Genomic DNA, 23,814 nt, shown 5'->3' on the forward strand with positions numbered 1-23,814 from the left:
TCACTCCTGCTGTATATACCGTGGAGGTACGCTGTTTTCCCATTGACGTAACCAGTCACTGCTAGGGGTTTCACGCCCCCACGCCTTATCTACAGAGCCCACTAAGTGCTCTATGTTCTGTACCTGACGACGACTACGCTCTGCCGCCTTTCCCCACCATTGAGGGGCTTGTTCCAACCGTTGCCTTACGTGTGCAGCAGCTACTGCACTGCCACTGCCCACTAACACCACATGCTGTTGTTGCAATGTCAGCGAAGGAAATAAAGCATGGCTTAATCGTTTCTGTAGACTACTTTGATGTATGCCTACGTCTTCTAAACGCACCTCAGTTGCTAGTGAGGATGACTCCTTATTAAGGCTCTCATTCCAGCGATAACTCTCTTGGCTATACTTCAACCCTTTAGCCTCTACATCCCAGATTGCGTGACGCTGTTGCTCCGTTAAAAGGACATCGGCTGACCATAGTTGTGCACGTAGAAACGCGCCATGTGCGGCCGCCAATTGAATTCGACTTTTTTCATGCTGCGCATACAACAACCAGTGCGCCATAAATAGCAGCCCCATCAATACAGGCAGCACGATGATGCTTTCCACTACTGCTTGTCCGCGCTGGCTCATGATTCGCTCCAACTAGGTACACTACCTTCGGCGATCAACCTAGACTCCCAATGCGGCATAAAGAGATTGGGACGATGCGACACATGTGCGGGCGGCACGTAAGCCACCTCTGCCGCACTTTGTGTGGTTAACGTTAGAGACGCTGTAGGCTGGGTTACTTCCAAAATCAAAGAAACTGCTGACACATTGGGAGCAAGTACCAGAGCCGGCTGCAATGTCGCACTCGTTAAGGGCTGTGCCAACGCATACCCATACGAACTCGCCAACGGATTTGCATCCTCTCCCAGTAGATCCCAACCAGCTACCTCGCGCACCCAGCGCCAGAAATCCTGCTGGGAAAAATTCTCCGGTGGATCTTCAATAAACACCCCATCAGGTACTTGCCCTTGCTGACTAGGTACCCAGGCATATCCCATGGCGTACTCTCTGTAATAGCACCCTATCCAACGGTTAGACCTCAGCGCATGAAAAGACAAGGTGTCACCACTTCGCCACCCCGCTTTATCATCTAGCCGTGTTTCACCGCGTCGGCGTAGTTGATGCCGCAAATGCGGGCAGCGTGCGCTGACTACCCATTTGTTTTTTGCCGTGTAGTTCCTAGGTTGTAAGAAGGCATAGTTTCCCGCACTGTCACGCACCCAGTCCGCAACAAATGACTGTGCCGCCACCTTTGCCAATACCGTATTAGGGCGTTGCTGCAACTGGACACGCAACATAGACGCTGCGGTTTTCTCTGGATAGCTGCGCTGCAAAATCACTTCCGCACTTTGCTTTGCTAAACCCAAAAAATGCTGCTGAAGATTTTCCTGAACCCTGCCAAACACCTGATTACTAAACTCAGTGTGTGCAAGCGCAGCACTCTGTAATCGACTTTGCAACGACAGGCTTTCACCCAGCCCTAACGCCTTCGCTGAAGACGCATAATCCCTTGCATGTGCAGGACCAAACATCAAACCAATCAAACTTGCTGGAGGATTTGCTCTACCAAAACGTTCTGCTTGAGTCAGTGCAAAATGGCCCCACGAAGCCGCCGTAGCCAAGTGAGCACTTGCCACATGGTGTGCTACATAAGCCCGGTTCAATAACGCCAACATATTCAGTAGTCTGGCTTGAACAAGACCAGCGCTGTACACCGCAGTATCCGTAGCACTGTTCTGCCGCATTTTGGCTGAGCTAATGTCCCCCACCCAGAATGCACGATTAAATAGCAGCACCAAAACCGCTAGGCATACAATGCCCAGCACCAGCACTTGGCCTTGCTGGGCTGAGGAATGGCTAACGTGCCTCATTGTGGAACGCTCGTATTGCCTGTAAATGATTTCAGGCCTTTAGCTGAGGTTTGTGCTGCTGTCGCTTGAGCAGCATCCCCTGCTGCCTGCGTCATTTCCGAACCATCTTCACCTGCCAGCTCGTGAGCAATCGCTGCGGTTTGCGAGCGCACTACCTGACCAAATAGCTGAAAGACAGCAATAGCGGCAATCGCCACTAACGCTACGATAATGATGTACTCGACCAGTACATTATTTAGGCTATCTAATACATTGATATAAAAGACTTTTATTATTTATTTTGTCTAATATGAAGTGGCTACATAGTGCCTGTAAGCCCTTGTTTTGTATAGATAGCACATAGAAGTATTAGACAGTACTCTTACAGCATTTCACCGTATGACAACTAGTAACCCACCTACTCATCTCAACCAAAATGTTGCAAAAAACATATTGAAACAAAACATGCTGCTCTTCTATCGCACCATACAGATACATTAGTCACGATTATCCTGCTTAAATCTTCAACTTAAATTTCAGCATAATAAGGACTCAGTGATGAACTTACTTGAAACCACACAAAAACAGTATCGACATGTTTGTCTGGCTATTTATATAGGTGTAGTTGCAGGTATTTTTTCAGCCCTCGTTAAGTCTGGCTTTGAAACACTCATTCCACCTAGAACCCCTGAAACCACACCGCCACCAGTAGTCTTACTAGAGAAACTAGGGTTTAACGTTGACTCTATGACATACGAATGGTTAGGCTCCTCCATTAATTGGGGTGGGAATGGGGTCCATATACTATTTTCAATCGCCATAGCTATTGTCTACTGCGTTCTTGCCGAATACTTGCCAAAGGTAAAACTACTTCACGGTATTGTTTTTGGGTTCTTCGTCTCTGTGTTTGCACATGGTTTAGTAGTCCCTTTGTTAGGCCTATCCGGTTGGTTATGGATTGCAGGCTCTGAAGCTTTAATCTCTGAATTCATCGGAACAGCATTTTGGATATGGTCTATCGAGGCTGTGCGCAGCAACCTCAGATACAGCTTTACAAAAGAGCTAGAGATTCAATAGTTAAACTCATCACTATGGATACGATACTGCCCAAAAATTTAGAGGGCAGTATCGTAAGATGCTCTTATATCTTCCCCATATATCCTCTAATTGCTTTTATATACCCCTGCAACCCATTCACCATGTCTGCCCACTTTGCAGCGTCTGTTGCCAGCTCTGCATATTCTGCGTAGCACGCCGCAAAACCTCCGATCCAGTCGGTACTGGTTCCATCAAGTCCGCTGCCACCTCCGGCAACTTGGGAGCCACCGGTTGCACTACGCCGCAGCCGGTCAAGCTCGACGCGAGCAGCATTAAGATCAAACAGCGTAGTCTCCATCGCACGCACCAGCCCCCTATATTCTGCATCAGCCCTGTCCCGCTCATACTGCATCCCCTGCTCTATTGATATTTGCGCCAGCACCGCATCTGCTGTTGTATCGCCAACACCCTGCCGGTACTGCGCCTGCCCATACAGCCAAACACCCACAAAAAAGGCCACTGCAATAGCGGCCCCTGTTAATCCAGACTTGATAGGCATAGCTTCTTCCTGTCTAGCGCTCGGTTATAAAGCCCACGGTAAAACTGCTTTCCCACGTAGGACCAAACTGGACGACCGCTCGGGGCGTGGGCGAAGGCGTCGCATGCCTCTTCCCATCTCCCCTCCCACATCAAGCCAACAGCTCTGCTTGCGCACGTCCGTGGGTTTCCATAGTGATGACCCATATCGCTAGCTGCATCAAACGCCCCTTGCTTGATATCTACAGGTAAGCATTCAGCCAGAGAAATTTGCCCCTTCTCTGTAACGATACGCTCCACTTCTTCGCACTTTTCTGGCGACCAATAATCCCCAATAACGATAGGCTCGTTTACTGTGTGTTTGGTTAGCCCTCGGCACACTGTGGGCAGGTTGCCGGCTAGCTTGTCTGGATACACAACGTTTTGACCGTCGCCCTCCCAGCGGCTAAGCATATTATTTAGGTCGTCGCTATAAAGGGTCAGTGACCCAGCTGCGATGGCCACCGCTGCCGTCAATGCTTTAGTTTTTAGATCCACGCCACCACTCCTTTAGACTAGCCCAACGTCCCTGCACGCAAACATAGATGCGACTTACTGCCCTATGCAGCTCCGGCAACTTCGTCACAATCAAAATGACCACATATAACGCCCACAAGATCAGCACCAACTCTTGCAGCGTCCATCCATAAATTAAAAAAGCCGACCCCGTAGTGATCGGCAGATGCATCGCATCGTTGTGCATTCTTATCCTTTGGGGCTGCATAGTGGCCTCCAATAAAAAAGCCCCGACAAATTCAGGGCGTAAAAAAACCGCTGTTACGCGGCTGGCACATCTTGTTCTGGTATTTCAGGATCCGGATAAAGCGATGGATCCTCAGAAAAACGTAGGCTGATAAAACGACCATCCAGAATATCCACTGGAACACCGTTTGTTACTCTGCCTAAGCTGTAGTCGGGCTCATACGTCCTGATCGTCAACGTCTTTTCTTCGATATTTTCTTCGTAATCAACAGTGAAATAAATGTTGTTGTTTCGGTCTTTTGGCGTTTCGATATACCAGCCATCTCGTGATAGCAGCGGTACATTGCGGATCTCATAATGCCCAACATCGATACGAATAAACTCCGCATCATTGATTTCTAAATGTTCGGTTTTTTCTATTCTTGCGTTGTACAACTTAACAATTGGTGATGCTCGTTTCAGAAAACCGTTACTATCAACAGTAGTATTTTCTGACGTCATCAGCACAGACCATCGCCATGCCTCTGTTTCATTGCCGATTGATGTTGCGGATATAATTGAATGTCGATCGGCACCGAAGTTTTTAGAGAATATTGCATGCCTATTGTAGTAGTCATAGCAATAGACCATTGCTCCTGCATATATATTGTCCAATGGAAACTCCGCTCTGTAGTACCCAGTCGGGCTTTGCAAGAGTCCTGCCCATGTATTTTTTGCTACTGCATAGTATGCCCCCAACCCAAAGGCGTTTCCAGACAATAAAACTTCGCCCTCATTTGTTCCTGTATTTTTTGTCGCTGCACTTCCAAGCCCAAGATTATCTCGTGCATTTTCTTTATTTTGCAGATCACTCAAATTCCCTGATTGCTGTATAGCCCCAGTAATTCGAGAATCATCACCAGCAGCTACTGTGCCTTCTGTCGTCCCAACATTGAGTTCGGATGCCCCCCCAAGACTAGATAACGCCTGCTCCGCATTTGCAATGCGACGCTCATTCTCCTGCACATCGCTCGGCAACTGACCAACAGCTCCCACCAGGGCTGCTGCACGATCAGCAAGCAACTTCTGGTAGCCCAACACTGGAATAATCCAATACGGCATACCTGACGCTGTTTCCCCAAGATATGCAGGCTCAATAGCCAATGTGGTGTCACTAGCCACATTCGTTACTTCATACAAGCGACCATCCGGCCCCTGCAACCCATCACCAACCCGAATATTCTCCACCCATGTGGTACCACCAGCACCCGTAACCGTTTTACTGCCCTTGGTGACAGTTATATCCCCTGCTCTATGCCACATATCAGCTCACCTCCGGTTGCTCTGGCGCGCCAGCGCTTTCCTCTGTAGCGCTGTTTTCTGGCGCTATTCCTAGCTGTTTACGCAGCTTGTCACGCTCCGCCTTAGCCTTTTTAAGCTCTTCTGAAAGCTTCCCCATTTCAGCTCTAATGGTCACGTTAAAACCATTAATCAATGCAATAGTCAGGGTCTGGCCACGATTATCGAGAAACATCTGGGTAATCGGGTCCATAGTGTTTGGTAGCATATTTTTTCCATAAAAAAGCCCCTACTAATAGGGGCTATACACAGCGTTAATCATTAAAGTCCTGAAACATCAACCGCTAGGATTACGCCCGGCAGAGATAACCACGGATTTGCATAGTCGCCATAGGGTGGATACTGACCACTTTCTATCAACCCAACGACCGTTTCATCTACAACTTCACCTATAGTGAAGCCTGTATCAGTAGTTAGAAAAGTCTCTCTAAGCCAATTGGTCTGGAAGTCGAAGTTCTCATTCCTCCCAAGCCCTAATGTGCGTACTCCACTACTTTCTGGAAGAGCCGGAGCATAAGCCAAACTCCAAGCGTTTGGAACTACTACAGTTGCCACTGGAGAAGTAATTTGTGGAGACTTTGTTCCTATCCAGTAACCCTGATTAGAATAGATCCTATCCCTCCTGCTATAAGACAGCATATGAGCAATCTTTAGTGGCCTCACATCGGTGGTAAAAACCATTTTTGAGTTTGAGTCGAATATCTGAATACCTGAGCCACTTTCCGGCACAAAAACCGGGGGCTCAAAAATCCAGTAGCTGTAACTTCCTGACCATTCAAATACGTAATCAGCTCCACCCAATCCTACCAAACCCCTTCCAAAGCCAGCATTGGTAGTGCGTATAAAAACCAGAGGGCTTGCACCTCGGTTGGATGAGAAAGATAAGTTTCCTGTCGTAGAGCCTTTGCGAGTGAATTCGTAGTTAAAGTGCTGACCATCTATTGTCAGCACATCAGTATCAGAAAAAATCTGTATACCTGCTGACATTCAATAAACTCCATAAATAAGCATAAAGGAACCTCCCCAAGTCCCTCTATCAAATACCCAATTTATATTAGCCCCTGAAAATGAGATTTGAAGTCCAGAGGCTCTATTTCTTCTGCCGTCTGCCTGTCTACGCTCAACCAGTATTGGGTAACAGAAAATTGTGTCTTCAGAGCGTTTATTTTCGACAACTATAGTTCCCGTAGAAACCCCGCTACCCGTCCAGACTTCAGATGTGAAAACTCCCCTATGCTTAGCAGTAAGAGAGTTATGGTCCATAATCTTCTGTCCACGATTATCAAACGTCTCAAAACCTTGCGGCATTACCAAATCCCCACACGAACACGCAATCGGCCATTTTCATCAAACACTTGTAATAATTGATTTGTTAGAGTCATTCTGCCTCCACCTGTAGAGTTACCATTTAGCTGGATCTCACCAGTTCTAAAATTCAAGCGAAGCACTGGTACACCATTAGGGCCAACAGCAGTACTTTCTAGCCACTCAGTGAATTTTGCAGCATTAATCGTGGCATTGCCGATCATTGCCTCGTTAAGCATGACAACGCCGTTCTGAACCGTTAACACAGCCACAGGCGTGCCGTTAGGCGCATGCATGACAGCAAACCTGTCAGCCAGAACAACAAACTGCGACTGCGTTACCCCCGACTCATTCGACAAACCGATACCATAACCAGCCGTGTAAACCGTGCCCTTGTCATCCACCGATAAACGTACTGAACGAGTAGCATTGAACTTGCCCTCGATATCTACAACGGATTGGCTGATATCCTCGACCGTAGCCACCACGCCTGCCAGCTGTGCACCTACCTGCTGCTGCACAATGGCTTCAGCCTGCTCTGCTGTAACTCGAGTCAGTTGTAGATGACTAACCCATGCGCGGGTGTCCCACTCGTTCGCTACGTTTTCAAGCAGACCTGAGCCTTCTTCATTTTCACGACGGGCCGCCATCAACATTGATGTGCTGGTGGCCGTTGCAGTCACTACACCGTCGATCTCTTCGATCTTCTGCGTGTTCTCACGTGTCTGCAAAGCTAGCGCCGCAATAGCGTCATTGATCGACGCGTAGTCGCCGATGTATTTCCAATAGGCCTCATCAGTAATGGGCGTCTGTACAGGCACATCTTGCTTTGCCCGGTACATCTTCCCGTTATCAACGACCACGCTGCCAGATAAATACGCTTTATCAGGGTCGTGCTGGCCAGCTTTGCTTAGTTCATCCAGCTTCTGCTGAATATCAGGTATGGATTCAATGCCGTTCCAAATCTGCTCACCTAGCGCAGATTCAAGTATCTGCTGGGTAATGAGCTCGTCGTAGGCTGCAGCATCAGCAGACACCTCCCCTCTAATACCAGGTTCATCAACAGCGGGAAACCATGGCCCATCTGTACCGTTCTCATCAACCAAACGCGCCCAGAAAAACTCCACACGCCCCGGCGGCAGGAAAGCCCTTGTGTGCGTGTTTGTTGGATACGCAAAGTCACCAAGCGGTACCGAATCAGTAAACCGATTAGATAGCCCATGCCTGATCTCGGTATGACGTAGCGCATTCTTTGTACCCGGAAACACCCACGCGAGGTCTATGCCGTACAGAATCCCCTTTGTCGTCAGTGACGTTAAAGCCGGCGGCGCTGTGCGCACACCGTTGTAGTCGATCCAGTTATCCGTCCAGTTTGATGTAGCACCAACACCATTAACCGCGCGCGCTTGAAACTGGTACTCAAGGCCATTCCCCAATGCTGCGGTGAACGATGTGCCAACAGCGCCTCCATGTACTGGCGGCACAGAAATCCAATCACCCGAGGGAATACGGTACCGAACCTCGATCCGTCCTCCCTCCCTTACGTAGGGTTGTGAATGCAAATCCCACGCAAGATCGATCCTGACAACACCAGTTCCATCCGCTAATGCCTGTGGCTGCTGTGCCGCGACCACAAAGTTAGTAATAGGCGCTACATTCCAAAGGTAACTGGTGTCTGGTACCGGCGTTGGGTCGGTAGGTAAGAAAGTATCAGGATCAAGCGACCACACATTAGCTCGAATCTCCTGAATGGTTAGATTAAACGTGCCATCCCAATTATCGATGCGGTTAACGATCTGAAAGGTCCTACCGGCATACTGCGGCCGATTAGAAAGATCGAGCTGAACGGTATCCATCACAGCCAAGTCTTCACCAACCCCCAGAACAGGTATTTCACCCGCCATCGATGGCCGCGCAGACTCCAGTGCAACACCCATTAAATATGCTGCTTGGCGCTCGTCTGTTGTTGCCGGCAGCGACAAATCCAAAGGAGACTCTGCACCATCGGCAAGAATGTACGCTTCGTTTCGTACAGGGCGTGGACTGGACTCAAGCCAATTTCTACTTTCATTAATGAAGGTAGAGGTCACCATGTTTGCCGGCGCGTCATCTTGCCCCGACCTATCCAGCGAAATGTCTTTATCACCAACAATATCGTCATCAGTGATAACCACCACTGCAGGCCTAAAAGCACCAGCAAAAATCCGGTACCGTCCAGCCGTGAACACATAATCACCCGCCATGGCCGATAGGATGATATTCAGGTTCTCAACCGGCGGGTTACCTGTGTCAATGAGCGTATTGCACTCATAGCGCTTGATGCTCTCATGGCCACTGCCATCCAGCTTTTTAACCACGATCGACTCATCGCAAATATTTGCTGCAGCCGAAACGTAAGGCCAATCAATCCAAGCATCAGGTATTCCCATGCCGCCTTTGTGACGTGGCAGCGTCATGTACCACGCCGCCAAAATAGCTGGGTTTGTTGTGTACTGTGGGTTGGCTCCCGTTCTAGGATCAAAAAACGGATGACCGTCTACCCAGCCACCCTTAAGAACAGCACCAATTTGCGGCGCACCTGAGTGATAGATGTCCTCATCCCACAAGTTCAGCATGCGCAAGTACGCCACACCACGCAAACGATGCTCACTCGTCCATAGCGGCGTATCCACATCAGCCCATCCGTCTGTAAGCTGATTTGGGTCACCATCCTTAAAGATCATCCGAATTTTGTGGGGCCCATGGTACTTGTACGTGATGATTACAATGCTTTTGGTCGGGCCTTTATGGTTAATCGTTACGGTATCGCCATCGACTACCACATCCCCCTTGGGATACGGGACGCCAAACAACTGCGATACACGCACAGAATCTGCTCTAGCAGGACTATGGGTTAACTTGATCTTGTTGGCACCAGGCACAACTTCTGATGACTGGCGAAAGTCTATCTCTTTCCTGTTCCCGTACTTATCACCGGGGAAAGCACCCACTGTCATAAACTCGTCGCCAAGGTAGTACCCGTCCAACGTGCAGCGGTTACATGCCATCGCTAGTATCGAATCCAGCGCGGTATTATGCTTCCCGTTAGACTCGATGTGCATCAGCGTTCCACCTACACGTATGCGACCCAACACATACTTTCGTGTTGAAACGCCTGAGCGTACAGTTACATGGCGGTCCTTGAGGCTACGGTTATACGCATCACGCTGCGCACGCTCGGCCTCTCTCGCCTTCTTACGTGCACGGCTCTGCTGATACGATCCAAGCGCCAACGACAGCGCCATCGTGGCAACAAACTTGCCTACAGCCGTTGACAAGGCTGCAGCAATAACAGGGACAACTGCTGGCATACCTACACCTCAAAAGCTGCTACCACATCCGACATAGATCGGAACACCAAGCCATCCGCACCGGGGCCACACCACACCCCAGCGCCGACAACAACACCAAACGACTCTCGACCATCCACTTCGGCCAACACTAAGTCACCTCGCTGCGCTAGCCCCACATGTTTTTCTGGAAATGCAGATGCCAACGCACGCATGCCACCAGCTTGTTTAATTCGCTTCGCAGCTCCACTAGCTGACCTATACCCGCGCAACTCTGCTGCAGGATCCTCACCAGTCATTACGTGAACAGCATCAGCAGCAAATAGAGCACAGTCTTGCTGCCCCCACGAAAAAGCCCGCTTGCGGCGGGCTTCAATAAATGCGGCCAATTTCTCAGGCCAATCGCTATGTCTTGTCGTCATTTCATTAATGCCTCCCGCGCTGGCCACACCACCACTTTGTCCTCCAAGAGGTCTGCGTACTCAGCGCCCTTATCATCAGGGTACAAACGTTCCTGATCCGCATTGTTTAGGCGCAATGGTGCAGGTCGTTGCAACTCAGCCTCATAATGCTCTGCTCTCAATGACACGGTGCATTCATTATTATTTTCAGCAATCGGCATCGAGCGAAGACGGCCAATAAACTGGACTGTCGGGTCACCAATCAAATCACCACTTTCTGGATTCACATACGCTTTCAGCACGCGCACTAGCCGGCCGCGATACTGTTCATGCGCCGCCAATTCCATGATTGAAGGGTCAAGCCCTGACATCGACATCACAATACCCTCAAAAGACTTTGAGGACTCATGAGCTGCTTCAATTTTCATTAATGGGCCTGTTCTGTGAAACGTAACGCCGCTATAACTTACGTCCCATGGCGAAAGCGCTAGCGATAGACGACCGGATGCAAAATGAATATCAACCAGCGCAATAGCCATTCTGTGCGAAGCGGTTGCTGCCGCACGTTGCTCTGTCGTTAACCCCCTGCTCATGACCAATCCTCAATCAGTTCAATGGCAAAACTTGGCCTATACAAGCCCGACCTATATGGAAATTTCACCGGTTCCTCATCTTCTTTTAGAACCCAAAGAATATGCGGCCTATCCCACACAATTGGAGTTCCAGCAGACTGCGGCAATCGCACCGCTGGATTGACCTGAACCGTCATATTGCCGTTGACCGGTGACACATCACTTTCAACCATCAACAACTGACCACCCAAGCCAATAAAATCCCCTGCCTGTAAGGTGCCATTGCAGTTTTTAAGTGATAACGTACCGCGACCTGCCATCACGGCCGCCGCTAGTACAGGCGCGCCACTTAGGGTTCCATTTGGCATGGGCCTACCAAAATGCGGAGCAGATAGACGGTTTGCACCTCCACGCAAACTGGTAATCAGTGCTTCCAGCTTTGGTCTGCCCTGCCACTCTGATGAATCAGGAAATGTCAGCGTCATTAACCACGTAGCACCCGGCATTTCAAATGTCGAGGTTTTGCCTGATCGTGATCGGTTACGCTGCACATCCTGCTTCAACCCAATATCGGCTGACTCAGGGAAGATACTGGGCGGCCAAGTTTTTATCGCCATAGCTCACCAACAAAAAACCCCGGCTCCGGCCGAGGTCTGATAATAAAAAGCCACCTAATGGTGGCACTAAAGCTCTACTCGGCCTCGCCGAATTTCTTCGTAAATCTGGAAGCGAAGCTGTTTATCCCTTCTATCCAACAACGCATCCAGCTCAGCTGCATTTGTGCCTGATGCTGCATGCACTACCGAGTTAATGACAATAGGCTGCTGTTGCTTTGAAACTATCGCTTTAGGCGCCATAACCGGCTTACCTGCCATACCACCGGATGAATGGCCTATACCGCGTATGCTTTGTCGTAGTGCGTTAAAACCCGCCTCACCACCTATTGCTCGGATTTCATCTGCAGAAAGCACCCCCTCACCTTTGTGCACTACACCTGCAGGCTCATATTTACCGCCATCGCCTGTATAGCCGCCATTTGCCCACAGCTTAGCCAACCCAGCTAGTCCACCACCTACTGATGACGAACCTGCCCACGTTGCCCCTGAGAGACTACCGCCAGTTAAATTCCCAGTACCAGCACCGCCACCCAGTAAGCTCCCGAAGATACCAGCTAGCGGCCCCATAACAGATTGCTGAATCATGATACGCATTAAGTCACGAATGACTGAATCAGCAAGGTCTGAAAAACTCAGCTTCCCAGTTCTAGTGAACTCAACAAGCGAGTCCTCCATTGACTTGAAGGACTTATTAACTAAATTGCTGGTAGCCTGAAAAGCGTTTGCCGCTTCATCCGCGTAGTTTGCTAAGCCATGATTCGCGCCCAACAGCCAACTACTCTGCAACTCGTCAACAGTGGCATAGTAGTTCTGCTGCATGAGTAAACGACGCTGCAGCTCTGCTTCAATCTTGGCAGTTTCTTCGGCATACTGCTGCGCCGCGCCGGCTTTTGAGAAGTCAGTAGCATTAGCCAATTGACGCTGGTACCGCTCAAACTCTTTATAGATCGAACGCTGATCCTGCAGGCGCTGCATGGCCTTATCACCCATGCCATACGCATCTAGCTCACGCTGATACTGCGCATTCGTGTTGTCACGGTTTGAGGCCATCTGCTCAATGATCTGCGCGGAACGCTCCTGAACCTTAACAATGGCCTTATGCGCTTCCTGCTCCTGCTCCAAAGAAGCATTGATTTTTAACTGAGCACGAAGCTTGCCCTCATTGAGCAGTAATGAGCGTTCATCTGCTGTAAGGGTTTTCTTTGTTTTTAGGTCAGCAATCTGCTGCTCAAACTCGACCAGGCGCTTCTGATGAGTACCTAGTTTGTCATTGACCAGTAGCTGAGCACGTAGTGAGGCTTCTTGCTGCTGGTAGGACTGCAGCAGACGGGTAGCCTCATCGTTTTTCGGTCCACGACCGCCTCCCGTTTTGCGATCCTTGTACTTTTTCTCTATGTCAGCCACACGGTTCTGGTGCGCTGCATACAAGTTCTCATATTCCGTCGAGCCCTTTACTAACCCCTTAGAGAGTTCTGCCCATTTTCTGCTCTCAGCCGCAAGATCATCCTGCTTCTTCTGCTGCTTGGAGCGCCCCCCAGTCAAATACTCACTTCTTGCATTAGATAGAGCGATCTGATCTCGCTCATATCCTTGCAGCATAGCGTGATAGTCTTCTGCTTCCTGTTTCTTTAACAGTCTGTCTTTCTCTGCAGTCCACTGCGCAACCCGAGAGTTAGTAACAGTTTGAATGTTCCCTTTGTAATCAACACCGGGATAATAATCCAGAGCCTTCAATGATGGATTAGCTAAAGCCTCTTCAGCTGATGCTATTTGTCGGTCAAGATCAGCAATTTGCTCTGCAGTCGTCTTCTCACGACCGATACCGGCCATTGCATCCCAGCCTTTTTTGGCTGCCTCGGCAATAGCGTTCCAGCCACGCTCTAAAACACCAAGATTGCTATTTACTTGGTCTAGCCGTTCGTTAGTGACACGGCTATATTCATCCTGAGCTAGCTTTGCGGCATCCTGAGTCCGCCCTTGCTGCTCCAGTGCACGTATCTGCTCATAAACAGATAATGTCAGGAAATTGTATTGCTGATTCAACTTGGCGGCATTTTCCGTGGGTTTCTCGCCAAGTCTCACGAACTCATCTATCGTGTCGGAAACTGCTCTACCTACGGTATTGTTAGCCCGTATTGCTGTGTCGGCTACTGTCTCCAACTGGTCTCTAGCAATTTTTCCATTACTAATAATCTCGGTTAGTACATTTACAGCCTGACCGCGCGTTGCCCCCTTCAGATCGCCAAGCCGGGCAGCCATGGTAGAAACCTGATCTGCAGTGACGCCGGCAGCATTTCCCGTCAGCAGTAACAGCCTATCAAGCTCTTTTAGCTCATTGGCTCCTTGGTAGGCCGCTAAGCCGAACGCAGCGAAAGCCCCACCCACTGCAGCAATAGGCAATGGCAGCGCACGCATGACATTGAACAACACATCGCCAGCAGACTTTGTGCCATTTAGCGCCTCGCGTAAGCTTTGACCTTGACGCATCAAAGCATCAATACGCTTACGTTCAACATCTGACAGTGAACGGTACTCAGCGCGAGCCTGACGTGTCATCTCACGAATGCTCTCACTCGCCTTGACCGTTGCCGCCTCAACCCCTGACGAATCGCCCGTGATATCTATCCGGGCAGTACCAATTTTTTCTTCGCTCATTTAGCTAACCCAAAATAGATAGACGTAAAAAAACCCGCCTGAGCGGGTACTTTATGCATAAAAGTGTTCCAGCATGGCCGACTCTATAACCCTGATACCGTCCATTACTTCATCAATCCCCTCTTGGTCTAACCCCTGCCTAATCAAGTCATCAATGAGGATTTGGTAATTAAGACCTGTAGCACCGGTAGGCCCCTGTAACCACTGCGTCTGGTACCGCACATACAGCGAGAATGCAGGCCAGTTCTCGGGGAAAACATCAACATTAGGCTCCTTATAGTGCTTTGGTAGCATCCCTGTGCCTTTAAGCTGCTCGGCTGTCGGCGCCTTCCAGACAAAAGCCCTGACAGCCTCTTTTAGTTTCCCTGTAGGGTCACCCGGCGTGTCTGGTGAAACCCAGCAATAATTGCATCGCAAATACCCGGGCGCTCATCTTCCATTTCAAGGACACCTTCTAGCGAAAGGGAGTAATCAGTCTCCATTGACTTCACTATGTGCAGCACCATGGAAGGCAAAAAAGGAGCATCTGAACCCTCTAGCTCTTTTAACCAGTCAGCAAGCTCACTGGGCTTACGGTTATGGTAAGTCAGTCTTAGCTTGCTACTTTCGCCACCACCCACCAGCTCAAGCTCGGCAGGGAACGTCTTTGGGGCATTACCTTTTTTAATACCCATTACGCACCTGCCTCAATCAAAGTACCTTCTGAGCTTTGCAGATAGAAGGTCACCGCGTTTTTAATAGGCTGGCCAGATGTCATATTCAAAGCAGAATTAAAATGCATGTAGCCGTACTCGTAGACCACATCACCATCAGGGAGCTGGATACGAATCACCGTTGGTTTTTTTCTGCGCGTCACAGTCTTGGCCGCCGCATACCATGGCAAGCTCGGGTCATAGTCTAGGCTGAGAGCATACTGCCGTGCTGTCTGCCCATTCGGCACCTGAAACTCTTGGCCAAGGACATCTTCAAGATGCTTGCCAGTATATGTCTGCGGCTCACCACCTGAGCTGGTTAGATCGCCCTGCTGGCTAAAATCCACAAAATCTGACGCGACAAAGACCGAACCAGCACCACGACCGGCAATAAACAGCTGAGTATCGGTGGTATCAATGCCCAACAGTTCTGTTGCACCACCCTCCGCCTCACCTGCCACACATGCACGGTTATTAATGCCAGCCCAGCTAGACTGGATTGCAAGCACAGCACCTTTTACGATTTGCTCTGTATGCGTAATATTGGCAGGGTTAGTATTTGAGATTGCTGAAAAAGGGATTGCCACCCCCATTTTGGTTGCAAAACCCACCACCGAGCCATCTGGAAATTTGAGTGCCATTTAAGGCTCCTTAAATAAAAAAACCGCTCAATAGCGGTATCAAATACAAAAAAGCCCAGAACGGTCTGGGCTAGTGAAGTTGTAGTGATGGCTGTAAACGCTCTGATATCTGCGTTAAGCGCGTAACCAAGGGAGGCTTTCGGCGCTTATGTTCACTTAAGCCGCGACCACAAAGACTCGCAAACTTATCCTGAGCATCCAGCGCAGCCCTTGCTTCGTACCATTCCTGTATTAGCGATGGTGCGGTCTGGTTCTGTTCAAGAATGTCCAGCACCCAGCGCCTAAAAGCTTGTGCTTTGGCGGTGCGAGCGAACATGCCGATAAGGTGAGCCCCACGAAGGCTGAAAACACGAGCCTTAATAACCAGATTTCCCGAGACCGCCGGATCGGTGGTCTCGACAACCCTAGTCATAGACTCAGAGAACTCCGCTCTGTGTTTGTCATACAGACGAGTGACAGAGTCTGGCCGGCTGTACCCAAGCGCTTTTGCAATGTCAGCTGCGCTTGCCCACTGTTTGCCATCCATTTCGGTTAGCCGGATGGGCTGGTTCTGGAACATAAGTTCTTTCATCACATTAACCTCAAAATAAAAGGGCCGCCCCACAACGGAACGGCCCCGGACTTTTCAAAGCTCAACCACCACGAATGGCTCGGTACCTACCGATTCAAGGATGCTAAGAAAATTACACTCAACGCTCTTTAGCCCATACACTGAAATCCTGCCTAGTGCCGTAGAGCTTCAATACATCTTCATACTGCGATACACGCTGCCCAACAGTTGATGCTGATGGGAACTTATCCTTGCCCTGCTCTATGATTTGCTGTCGCACACTCAACGCCAAAGCGCTTGCCTCAGCCCTACTCTTAGACCAGCAGAAAACCTGAATCCGGTAATGCTCACAATCAGGCAATCGGCGTTCAAGATAGTCTTTAGCCTCACCACCGACCACTTGGTAAACGATTAATGGAAAAGTAGGTTTTTCTGGCGTCACATCTGGATAGCAACGCTTATCCACCAAAGGACCTAACAGAGAAAAAATAGCGGCTTCAACCGTCATACGTACCTCTCCAGATCAGAGGGGTTTGCTAACAGTTCCTCTAAACGCTCTCGACCACGCGCTATACCAATCTCAATAGCTAATGAGCTCACTGCCTCAAAAGCAGGCCTTAGAAAAGGGTTAGCCGCCACCCACTCAGCCTCAGGCAATTCCTCCTTACGTGGCATGTCCCAGAGAATTTTGTTGTACCGCCAGTGACCAAACTCCAAAAGGTGACCGTGCGGTGCTTTACGAGCGTTCCAAGTCACTGAATATACAAAACGACCCTGCGCCGAATCAGAGCGATTATCTGAATATGCAAGATAAATAGCGTCACGCAGCAAACCAGGCTTTGGAGGTTTTTTGGCGTTTGCACCTCCCTTCAACCCTGTTGTACCGTCATAGAGAGGTGCCCGATCTTTGGCTTCGTCGCGAAAAATCTGGCCTGATGCGACAGCCATAGACCTAGGTAAGTGCATCTTAGCCGCCACGCCTAAGCCCTCTAAGCGCTTCACAGCCTCTTCGACATCAAAGCTAAAGGTGGTTTCAACCATCTATGCCTCCTTCCCGGCAGACAAGATCAGTCCACACTCTGTTGGCCACATCATGGCGAACCTGCTTGATGTCAAACACCATGCCATCGCACTCAATACACATAGCGTCAGTGATGCCTTTGCGGTACCGGATTCGGAACGAGTACGCATCAATGGAGGCCGACACGTTTCCTGCATTACGCGTCACCCCCATGCCTGTCTGCGCCTTAACCCATGCCCACGGCCGCGCAACAACCTCGCCTTTACCAATAGGCTGCCCAGTCCCATCCTGACCAGCAGCTTTGTGGCGAATAACAATGCGCCGGTTTAACTTACCTGCTGGCAACCCATCTTTATCAGTCATAGCGCTTAGAACCCACTTGGAACGGTAAAAGACGAGAGCAAGAAATCCAGATTGCGGATTTTCGGGTCTTTGGACGACAAGTCACGGTCTTTGTATAGAAAGCCCAGCACCATCAACAACCAGGCACGTAGTTGGTCAGGACATTCATCACGATCAAACCCCGCCTCAAACCTCACCTCTAGCAGTGTTGTGGGTGAGACTTGATCCGTGGTTATGACAGAACGCCCCGCTACCCGTTTATGCTGAAACGCCACCGAAACCTCACCCGATAACACGGATTCGATTTTGCTAACGTTCCCCTTTGATAACGATTGACCAGAGGTAATGCTTTCTGTGTAAATGCCCTTACGCAAAATTGAGCCGGTGATTTCTTCGGCTATACCACGGGCACCGGGAATCAACACCTTTTCAATATGGTTGTTTTCTTCCTCAATATCGCCATCAGCCTTGACCTGTACGACCGCTTCTTTAAGGCTGATCAGTTCATCACCTATTGGCTCAATTAGCCGCAGCATTACCACCCTGCTTGCCGGCAGCACCCTTACCTTTTTCTGGCACGTGCTTTTCAGCAATATTGCGCTTAATCAGTAAATCGGCCTTTGCCTCTTCAAAGCCAGCCACATCACCAACCGTGTAGGCACCGCAGTTTTTCAAGAATTTCACTTGAACCATGACAACTCCAAAATAAAAAAGGGTGCTCTCGGCACCCTGTATTAACGCGGGATTAAGCGCCCCACTGAACGTCTGTCAGCACAGCAACAGACTCAACGTGACGCGGGCCAAAGTCATGTTTAGCAATCACGCGTACCAATGTTTGGTCGCGCTGGAAAGCAGACACTGTTTTGCCGTCACCGTCGGTATAGGTGGCTTCTTTGGAGAAGTCGATAACCAAGCGGCTATCTTCACCAATGAAGCAGTCGCCGAAGTCGGCTAAGTAAATTTCAGACCCATTAGAGTCTGCGCCGACAGCAAGGTTGGTCGGAATTTGAGTAGTTGTACCTACGGGATAGCCCATCAAGAAGCCCTGATCCAACTCTGGGTAAACCTTGTTGCCGTTACCGTCACGCAAAGCCTGCAGGAAGCGTTTTGTACGCGGTGCCATCACCCAGCCCACCGCAGTCATATTGGCGTCGGCAGACTCAAGAACCAACACCAACTTGTTCAACTCAATTGAAACCTGCTCAATTGTTGGCTTAGGCTGCGCAGCTGCATACACGTTTTGAGTTGGCGCCCAGTAACGTAAACCTTTAGGCGTATCGCCGGTACCGTTGTCACGGATAAAGGCCTTATCTTCACGCGTACCCATGGCTGATGTAAGATCGCCCACGACAATCTGGTCCACGTTTGGGTTTGCGCTGGAAGTTGCCAGCAAGTCGTTAGAGATCGGCACCAGACCTGTCAGCTTCTTAGCCGACAATTTCAAGTCGTCAAACTCTTGCTGGCTAGTTGGGATATCAGAATCAGAACCGATATAACCAACGACCGCACCGCCTTTCAAGCGAGGGATGGTGAGATTACCATTGTTCAGCGGCATAGCACGCGCACCCAGCTTACGCACTACCGATTTCGGACGCAGCAGCTCGATCACTTCCGTAGAAAGGTTCTCCGGTACCAGCACGCCACCGGCACCAGGAGTCAGCGTATTGAGTGATGCTGCAATATGGTCACCATAACCACGGTCCATGGCAATTTGTGCCGCTAGCTGGTTATTACCCTGCGCAGCAGCCAACGCCAAGACCATGCGAGCCATACCAGCGCCCTGCGCTTCCGGTACGCGTGGCGTTGCTGGCACGGTGTTAGTGCTACGCACATGGCTCTCAACAGGCGTTGCTGATTGTGCCGCCATACGCTCAGCGGATTCTAGTCGCTCAATAGAAGCGGTCAGATCGTTAAATTTTGCTGACAACGTGGAAAAATCAGACGTCTGCTCAGCAGTTAGCTCACCGTTCTCCTTTTCAGCGGTAGCCAGAGCTTGGATCTGATCATTAATTTTTGCGCGTTCAGCACGAAGTTCATGCACTTTAGGCATTGTTTTCCCCATAAAAAAAGCCACCCGTAGGTGGCAAGACATCATTTAGTCGCGAACGCGCCTAAATACGATTTTGGATTTCCATAGCCGCCGCACGGGTGGCCACACTGCTTTTCTTTGGAACGCTTGCACGCTTTTGTGCAACCTCCGCTGCAATTCGGTTTACAGCCGCCTGCGGTGACTCAACGGAATCAGCAAAGCCCATCTCTACTGCCTTCTGACCAAAGAACACACCGGCCTCGGTTTCCTTTACCGATGCAACAGACATGCCACGGTTCCGAGCAACTGTTTCTGTGAATACCTCGTAATGGCTATTCACTAAGTTAGTAAGCCACTGACCAGCTTCTTCAGTTAAAGGCATATGGCTGGCTAAGTCGTCTTTACGCGCACCGGCAAAGATTGAGGTGATCTTTATCCCTTGCTGCTCATGGCGTTTACTTAGGTCAATATGGCGAGCAATGACCCCCACCGACCCCACACCTGAGCTGCGCGAGACGATAAGGTTTGTCGCAGCAGACGCAATAGCAAAACCTGCTGAGTACGCACCAAAGTTTGAAATGGCGGTGATTGGCTTACTGGCACGCGCTGCATAAATATCATCCACCAGCTCAAAACACCCTAACGTCGAACCTCCCGGACTATCTATGTCCAGAACAATATGCTCGATGCTTGGATCATTCACCGCAGCGTTCAACATGCTCCGTATTTCTTCGTAGCTTGTCATGGAGTAGCACGGGTCTAGATGCGTGTTACGCGACACTAGAACGCCATGAACAGGCAACACATAAACCCCTGTATCTTGTGCTGCCTGCAGGCGCCGCTCAGATGGCGAAACAGCCTGCGTTTCTGCACCGTCATGCTGAGCGGTTGCCCCATGAACATTGACAATATTCAGGTTCATGGCCTGATTTGCCCAGTGCACAGCCATGTCCAGTACGTCCTCTCGGATTAACTGCGGCGTATTAAATATCAAGCCGATTAAACGGTGATGGTTTTTCATTGAAGTACCTTGTGAATTTCGGCCAAAGCCTTAGCCTCGTCTTTGTCTGTTGGAAGCCCTGTGGCTGCATCGACCATGTTTAATGGCTGCAAGTACACATCCCCACCAGGTATAGGAGGAAGATTTTCAAGCTTGCGAATGTCGTTTACAGATAACCAGCCCCACTGCCGTGCAATTGCATACGCTTTGTAGCGGGCCTCTTGGTTACCCCGGAGCAAGCCACCAATGTTGAACTCAATGTAGAGTTCGTCCATTTCATCCAAGCGGAGAAAGTCGCGCTGCATAGCGCTTTCGTGGCGTCTAATCCATGGCAACAGTGCGTAAATCACAAACTGAATCTGGAGGTTTTCGACGTTGTTGTAGGTCGCCCCCTCCATCACAGCCAACATGGGTAAGGGAATTTTCCAAATCCGAGCCATATCAGCACCGGTTAACGTCAGTGCCTTAATCAGATCGGCGTCGACGTTGCTCATAGAAAGGGGCTTAAAGGTCATCCCCTCCTGAAGCATTGCCACCTTGCCCTTGTTCCCTGAGCCACCAAAACGAGACTGCCAATCATCGGTTATGGCATCAACAATCTTCTGATCTTTGATAGCCGGTGATTCTCTTGGACGCTCTAACACTCCAGACAACGCTGTACCGTTAACAAACGACTTAGCCGAATACTCAGCCAACGCCAGTGAGTAGCCGATTGCATTGGCATGGAGTGCTATTGGCGATGCACCAACATAGTTATCAAATGACATCCAACGCACATGATGGAAATAGCGCTGTGGCAGCCTTTCATCACTTCCCGCGATTTGATAGTAGGGGCACAGGTCTGATCCCTTCCAGACCGTAATATTGTCGGGGTCCATCGGGTATAGCCCGGTGATAACCCCACCACCATCCCGTTCTATATAGCTGTATGAGTTCCCCCGTAAACCGGCTGACATCTGGCTAAACTCTCGGTATTCAAACGAGGTTTGCCACGGGTTCGGCCTGTATTTCAGAATTTTGTATAAAGGGTGATCTGTAGCAGCTTCCCTGCCTCCGTCGGGCAAGCGGCGGTAGAGTTCAATGGGTAGCTGCGCAATACTCTCAGCAAGCAAAGACACACAGTTCTGTAACACAGGAATTGCCATCGCACTCTTTGCGTTTACATCCTGTCCCGCCGCTGAACGAACACCGCCCAAAAAACCAGAAAGCCAACCAGAGCCACCCTGCCCACTGTCGGTAGCTCTTCTAAACAGCATTTCGGTCTAGTCCTATACCAAAGAGAATTAATAAAACACCGCCCACTACGGCAGCCCACGCTGGTGATATCTGAGCAATACCGCCGACCAACGCAATGAAGCCCACAAGCATGCACACCAGTGCGATTTTTTCCTGACGATTCAAATCCCTACTCCTTGCTCATAAATGCTGGCTTCTTCTTTAGCGATAGGCAGCATGACTCGGCCAATAGCCATAATTAGCGCCACGGCTCCGTCAATTTTGTTATCTGGATGTTGTTTAGTAGGACGCACAATATCGTCACTACCAGGCAGGTGACGCCCCACCACGTTTGAAATACACCAACTCATAATGGGGTTGCCATCGTGGTGAAAGCGTCCAGACAAAATAGCCGCCTCAAGCTCTTTCATTGGGTCGGACATGTTGGTGAAGTTCTGGACAATTGTGATTGGGCTTAACCCCTCATCATCCAATTGGTGAGATAGGTTCGCCGCACCATGCGGATCTACGGGTGACGCGATCACTGGCGACTGTGCATTAACCTCTAACGCCTCAGCTAGAATGTCGCGGTAATCAATTTCCGCACCATGCGTCTGGATCAAGTGACCGGATGCTACCCAACTTTGGTAACGGTCGGCCATGCGCCTATTATCACTACCTGTCACTGTGTCCTCTGGTACCCAAAAGGTAGGAGCAACACAGTAATAGTGAATCTTGCCGTCGATCACCTCATGAAACAGTTTCACCATGGCGGTAAGGTCAATCTTGGATGCCAAGTCCAGCCCCAGCACACAATCCCACCCAGCAAAGCGCTCTAGCGTTAGAGAGCGGTCAATACACGAATCGGCTACAAACTTTGCCATGTTGTAGTAACCACTCTTTGCCGCCGTCCACACGTTCAAGTGCTTATTCTTAAAGGTGGTGGCAAATCGCGCTCTGCGTATAGCTTGCTGCTGCTGAGAAACTAGGTAGTCCTCATTAACCGAGACCCCCATGTTGGGATTGGCCTTAGCCAACACTTTGGGGTCAGTCCAGTCGTCCCCCTCGTCAATCGTCCAAATCCAACCAAACAGCTCATCATTAGGAACAATGCCCTCAAGCATTTCAATGACTTCTTGCCGCTTGTCATAGCACGGCCCAGAGATATTCGCCCCCGCCGTAGTGATGATGAACATCAACGGCTGTTCTCGCGCGCCCATCCCTGTCTGCATGGTGACGTATAAATCATCAGCTATATGCTCGTGGTACTCATCGACAATGGAACATGAGGGCGACGCACCGTCACCCGGATTACCGATAACAGGCTCAAACCGGCTCCCGTCCTCTGGGCGATTCATGTTGCCAGCATTAACCTCAATACCGAGCAATGCCTTTAACTCTGGTGTACGCATGACCATCAAGCGAGCTGGTCTAAACACCTCCCACGCTTGCTTCTCGGTTGTTGCCCCGCTGTACACCTCTGCACCAAACTCACCATCAGCGCAAAACATAGCAAGGCCCACGCCGGCAGCAATTACACTCTTGCCGTTTTTACGTGGTACTTCCCAATACGACTCTCTGAACCTGCGTAACCCGTCCTTTTTCCTGACCCATCCAAAGGTGCAAGCCATGCCAAACAACTGCCATGGCTCTAAAGTGATCTTCTTCTTTTCCCTCGCCCACTTGCCTTTTGTGTGCGGCATGTACTCAATAAGTTTGATTTTCTTCTCGGCCTGTACCGGATCAAACTTATAAGGGAAGTCTCGTTTTTTGCTTTTGACTATTTCGTCTAAATGACGCTGGCAGGCTAGAGTTATATATCGGCAGCATGGTATTTTGCCGCGCACGACATCGCGGGCGAACTGCGTAGCTGCAGCCACCCGTGGAAACTTCGCTTTTGACATT

28 protein-coding genes are annotated in these 23,814 nt (G+C 49.9%); 1 reads left to right on the forward strand and 27 read right to left on the reverse strand.

Annotated features, from left to right (window positions below):
* From ACLO87_RS09285 to ACLO87_RS09295, 3 genes are read right to left on the reverse strand one after another with little or no spacing between them, the layout of a single operon-like run.
* Entirely contained in the window at positions 1-618 is a 618-nt protein-coding gene (locus tag ACLO87_RS09285) for a TadE/TadG family type IV pilus assembly protein (RefSeq protein ID WP_430223481.1), read from the reverse strand.
* Complete coding sequence (locus ACLO87_RS09290) at positions 615-1,907, reverse strand: hypothetical protein (RefSeq protein ID WP_430223482.1); 1,293 nt, start codon at positions 1,905-1,907, stop codon at positions 615-617. The genes ACLO87_RS09285 and ACLO87_RS09290 overlap by 4 nt, the downstream gene beginning before the upstream one ends.
* Entirely contained in the window at positions 1,904-2,164 is a 261-nt protein-coding gene (locus ACLO87_RS09295; RefSeq protein WP_430223746.1) for a hypothetical protein, read from the reverse strand. The genes ACLO87_RS09290 and ACLO87_RS09295 overlap by 4 nt, the downstream gene beginning before the upstream one ends.
* Before the next feature lie 280 nt (positions 2,165-2,444).
* Between ACLO87_RS09295 and ACLO87_RS09300 the strand changes: the two genes are divergently transcribed.
* Positions 2,445-2,963 (forward strand): DUF1440 domain-containing protein, encoded by a 519-nt coding sequence (locus tag ACLO87_RS09300; protein WP_430223483.1) that lies wholly within the window; start codon positions 2,445-2,447, stop codon positions 2,961-2,963.
* Between the two features lie 64 nt (positions 2,964-3,027).
* Here the strand turns inward: ACLO87_RS09300 and ACLO87_RS09305 are convergent, their stop codons facing one another.
* The 24 genes from ACLO87_RS09305 to ACLO87_RS09420 form a co-directional block, all read right to left on the reverse strand.
* Positions 3,028-3,483: a hypothetical protein gene (locus ACLO87_RS09305; protein WP_430223484.1), complete on the reverse strand. Its 456-nt coding sequence runs from the start codon at positions 3,481-3,483 to the stop codon at positions 3,028-3,030.
* The gene (locus tag ACLO87_RS09310) at positions 3,462-3,998 is read right to left on the reverse strand and encodes a lysozyme (RefSeq protein WP_430223485.1); all 537 of its coding nucleotides are present in this window, start codon (positions 3,996-3,998) and stop codon (positions 3,462-3,464) included. Before ACLO87_RS09310 ends, ACLO87_RS09305 begins: the two co-directional genes overlap by 22 nt.
* A gap of 279 nt (positions 3,999-4,277) precedes the next feature.
* Positions 4,278-5,504, reverse strand: a complete 1,227-nt coding sequence (locus ACLO87_RS09315) for a phage tail fiber protein (RefSeq protein ID WP_430223486.1) — start codon at positions 5,502-5,504, stop codon at positions 4,278-4,280.
* Position 5,505: 1 nt separating this feature from the next.
* Positions 5,506-5,748: a hypothetical protein gene (locus ACLO87_RS09320; RefSeq protein WP_430223487.1), complete on the reverse strand. Its 243-nt coding sequence runs from the start codon at positions 5,746-5,748 to the stop codon at positions 5,506-5,508.
* 53 nt (positions 5,749-5,801) lie between these two features.
* Entirely contained in the window at positions 5,802-6,527 is a 726-nt protein-coding gene (locus tag ACLO87_RS09325) for a hypothetical protein (protein ID WP_430223488.1), read from the reverse strand.
* Between the two features lie 320 nt (positions 6,528-6,847).
* Entirely contained in the window at positions 6,848-9,568 is a 2,721-nt protein-coding gene (locus ACLO87_RS09330) for a phage tail tip fiber protein (RefSeq protein ID WP_430223489.1), read from the reverse strand.
* A 629-nt stretch (positions 9,569-10,197) separates the two neighbouring features.
* Complete coding sequence (locus tag ACLO87_RS09335; RefSeq protein WP_430223490.1) at positions 10,198-10,596, reverse strand: DUF6950 family protein; 399 nt, start codon at positions 10,594-10,596, stop codon at positions 10,198-10,200.
* A complete protein-coding gene (locus ACLO87_RS09340) occupies positions 10,593-11,168 on the reverse strand; it encodes a hypothetical protein (RefSeq protein WP_430223491.1) in 576 nt (191 codons plus the stop codon). Before ACLO87_RS09340 ends, ACLO87_RS09335 begins: the two co-directional genes overlap by 4 nt.
* On the reverse strand, positions 11,165-11,764 hold the full coding sequence (locus ACLO87_RS09345) for a hypothetical protein (protein WP_430223492.1): 600 nt from the start codon (positions 11,762-11,764) through the stop codon (positions 11,165-11,167). Before ACLO87_RS09345 ends, ACLO87_RS09340 begins: the two co-directional genes overlap by 4 nt.
* 66 nt (positions 11,765-11,830) lie before the next feature.
* Positions 11,831-14,419 carry a phage tail tape measure protein gene (locus tag ACLO87_RS09350; protein ID WP_430223493.1) on the reverse strand — a complete coding sequence of 863 codons (2,589 nt, stop codon included), beginning with the start codon at positions 14,417-14,419 and terminating at the stop codon, positions 11,831-11,833.
* Between the two features lie 51 nt (positions 14,420-14,470).
* Positions 14,471-14,713, reverse strand: coding sequence for a DUF1799 domain-containing protein (locus ACLO87_RS09355; protein ID WP_430223494.1), 243 nt, complete (start codon positions 14,711-14,713; stop codon positions 14,471-14,473).
* Between the two features lie 62 nt (positions 14,714-14,775).
* A complete protein-coding gene (locus ACLO87_RS09360) occupies positions 14,776-15,093 on the reverse strand; it encodes a hypothetical protein (protein WP_430223495.1) in 318 nt (105 codons plus the stop codon).
* Positions 15,093-15,752 (reverse strand): phage tail tube protein, encoded by a 660-nt coding sequence (locus tag ACLO87_RS09365; RefSeq protein WP_430223496.1) that lies wholly within the window; start codon positions 15,750-15,752, stop codon positions 15,093-15,095. The genes ACLO87_RS09360 and ACLO87_RS09365 overlap by 1 nt, the downstream gene beginning before the upstream one ends.
* Positions 15,753-15,822: 70 nt before the next feature.
* Positions 15,823-16,323 carry a BRO family protein gene (locus tag ACLO87_RS09370; protein WP_430223497.1) on the reverse strand — a complete coding sequence of 167 codons (501 nt, stop codon included), beginning with the start codon at positions 16,321-16,323 and terminating at the stop codon, positions 15,823-15,825.
* Positions 16,324-16,441: 118 nt separating this feature from the next.
* Positions 16,442-16,810, reverse strand: a complete 369-nt coding sequence (gene gp17 / locus ACLO87_RS09375; RefSeq protein ID WP_430223498.1) for a tail completion protein gp17 — start codon at positions 16,808-16,810, stop codon at positions 16,442-16,444.
* Positions 16,807-17,343 (reverse strand): HK97 gp10 family phage protein, encoded by a 537-nt coding sequence (locus tag ACLO87_RS09380; RefSeq protein WP_430223499.1) that lies wholly within the window; start codon positions 17,341-17,343, stop codon positions 16,807-16,809. The genes gp17 and ACLO87_RS09380 overlap by 4 nt, the downstream gene beginning before the upstream one ends.
* On the reverse strand, positions 17,336-17,686 hold the full coding sequence (locus tag ACLO87_RS09385; protein ID WP_430223500.1) for a phage head closure protein: 351 nt from the start codon (positions 17,684-17,686) through the stop codon (positions 17,336-17,338). Before ACLO87_RS09385 ends, ACLO87_RS09380 begins: the two co-directional genes overlap by 8 nt.
* A 5-nt stretch (positions 17,687-17,691) precedes the next feature.
* Positions 17,692-18,201, reverse strand: coding sequence for a hypothetical protein (locus tag ACLO87_RS09390; RefSeq protein ID WP_430223501.1), 510 nt, complete (start codon positions 18,199-18,201; stop codon positions 17,692-17,694).
* The gene (locus ACLO87_RS09395; RefSeq protein WP_430223502.1) at positions 18,185-18,358 is read right to left on the reverse strand and encodes a hypothetical protein; all 174 of its coding nucleotides are present in this window, start codon (positions 18,356-18,358) and stop codon (positions 18,185-18,187) included. The genes ACLO87_RS09390 and ACLO87_RS09395 overlap by 17 nt, the downstream gene beginning before the upstream one ends.
* A 52-nt stretch (positions 18,359-18,410) precedes the next feature.
* On the reverse strand, positions 18,411-19,715 hold the full coding sequence (locus tag ACLO87_RS09400; RefSeq protein WP_430223503.1) for a phage major capsid protein: 1,305 nt from the start codon (positions 19,713-19,715) through the stop codon (positions 18,411-18,413).
* Between the two features lie 61 nt (positions 19,716-19,776).
* Positions 19,777-20,715 carry a S49 family peptidase gene (locus tag ACLO87_RS09405; protein ID WP_430223504.1) on the reverse strand — a complete coding sequence of 313 codons (939 nt, stop codon included), beginning with the start codon at positions 20,713-20,715 and terminating at the stop codon, positions 19,777-19,779.
* A complete protein-coding gene (locus ACLO87_RS09410; RefSeq protein WP_430223505.1) occupies positions 20,712-21,950 on the reverse strand; it encodes a phage portal protein in 1,239 nt (412 codons plus the stop codon). The genes ACLO87_RS09405 and ACLO87_RS09410 overlap by 4 nt, the downstream gene beginning before the upstream one ends.
* Positions 21,940-22,095 carry a hypothetical protein gene (locus tag ACLO87_RS09415; protein ID WP_430223506.1) on the reverse strand — a complete coding sequence of 52 codons (156 nt, stop codon included), beginning with the start codon at positions 22,093-22,095 and terminating at the stop codon, positions 21,940-21,942. Before ACLO87_RS09415 ends, ACLO87_RS09410 begins: the two co-directional genes overlap by 11 nt.
* Positions 22,092-23,813, reverse strand: coding sequence for a terminase large subunit (locus ACLO87_RS09420; RefSeq protein ID WP_430223507.1), 1,722 nt, complete (start codon positions 23,811-23,813; stop codon positions 22,092-22,094). The genes ACLO87_RS09415 and ACLO87_RS09420 overlap by 4 nt, the downstream gene beginning before the upstream one ends.
* Position 23,814 lies beyond the last annotated feature (1 nt).

It is taken from the genome of Paenalcaligenes sp. Me52, from assembly GCF_050487965.1.
In the GTDB taxonomy this organism is placed as follows: domain Bacteria; phylum Pseudomonadota; class Gammaproteobacteria; order Burkholderiales; family Burkholderiaceae_B; genus Paenalcaligenes.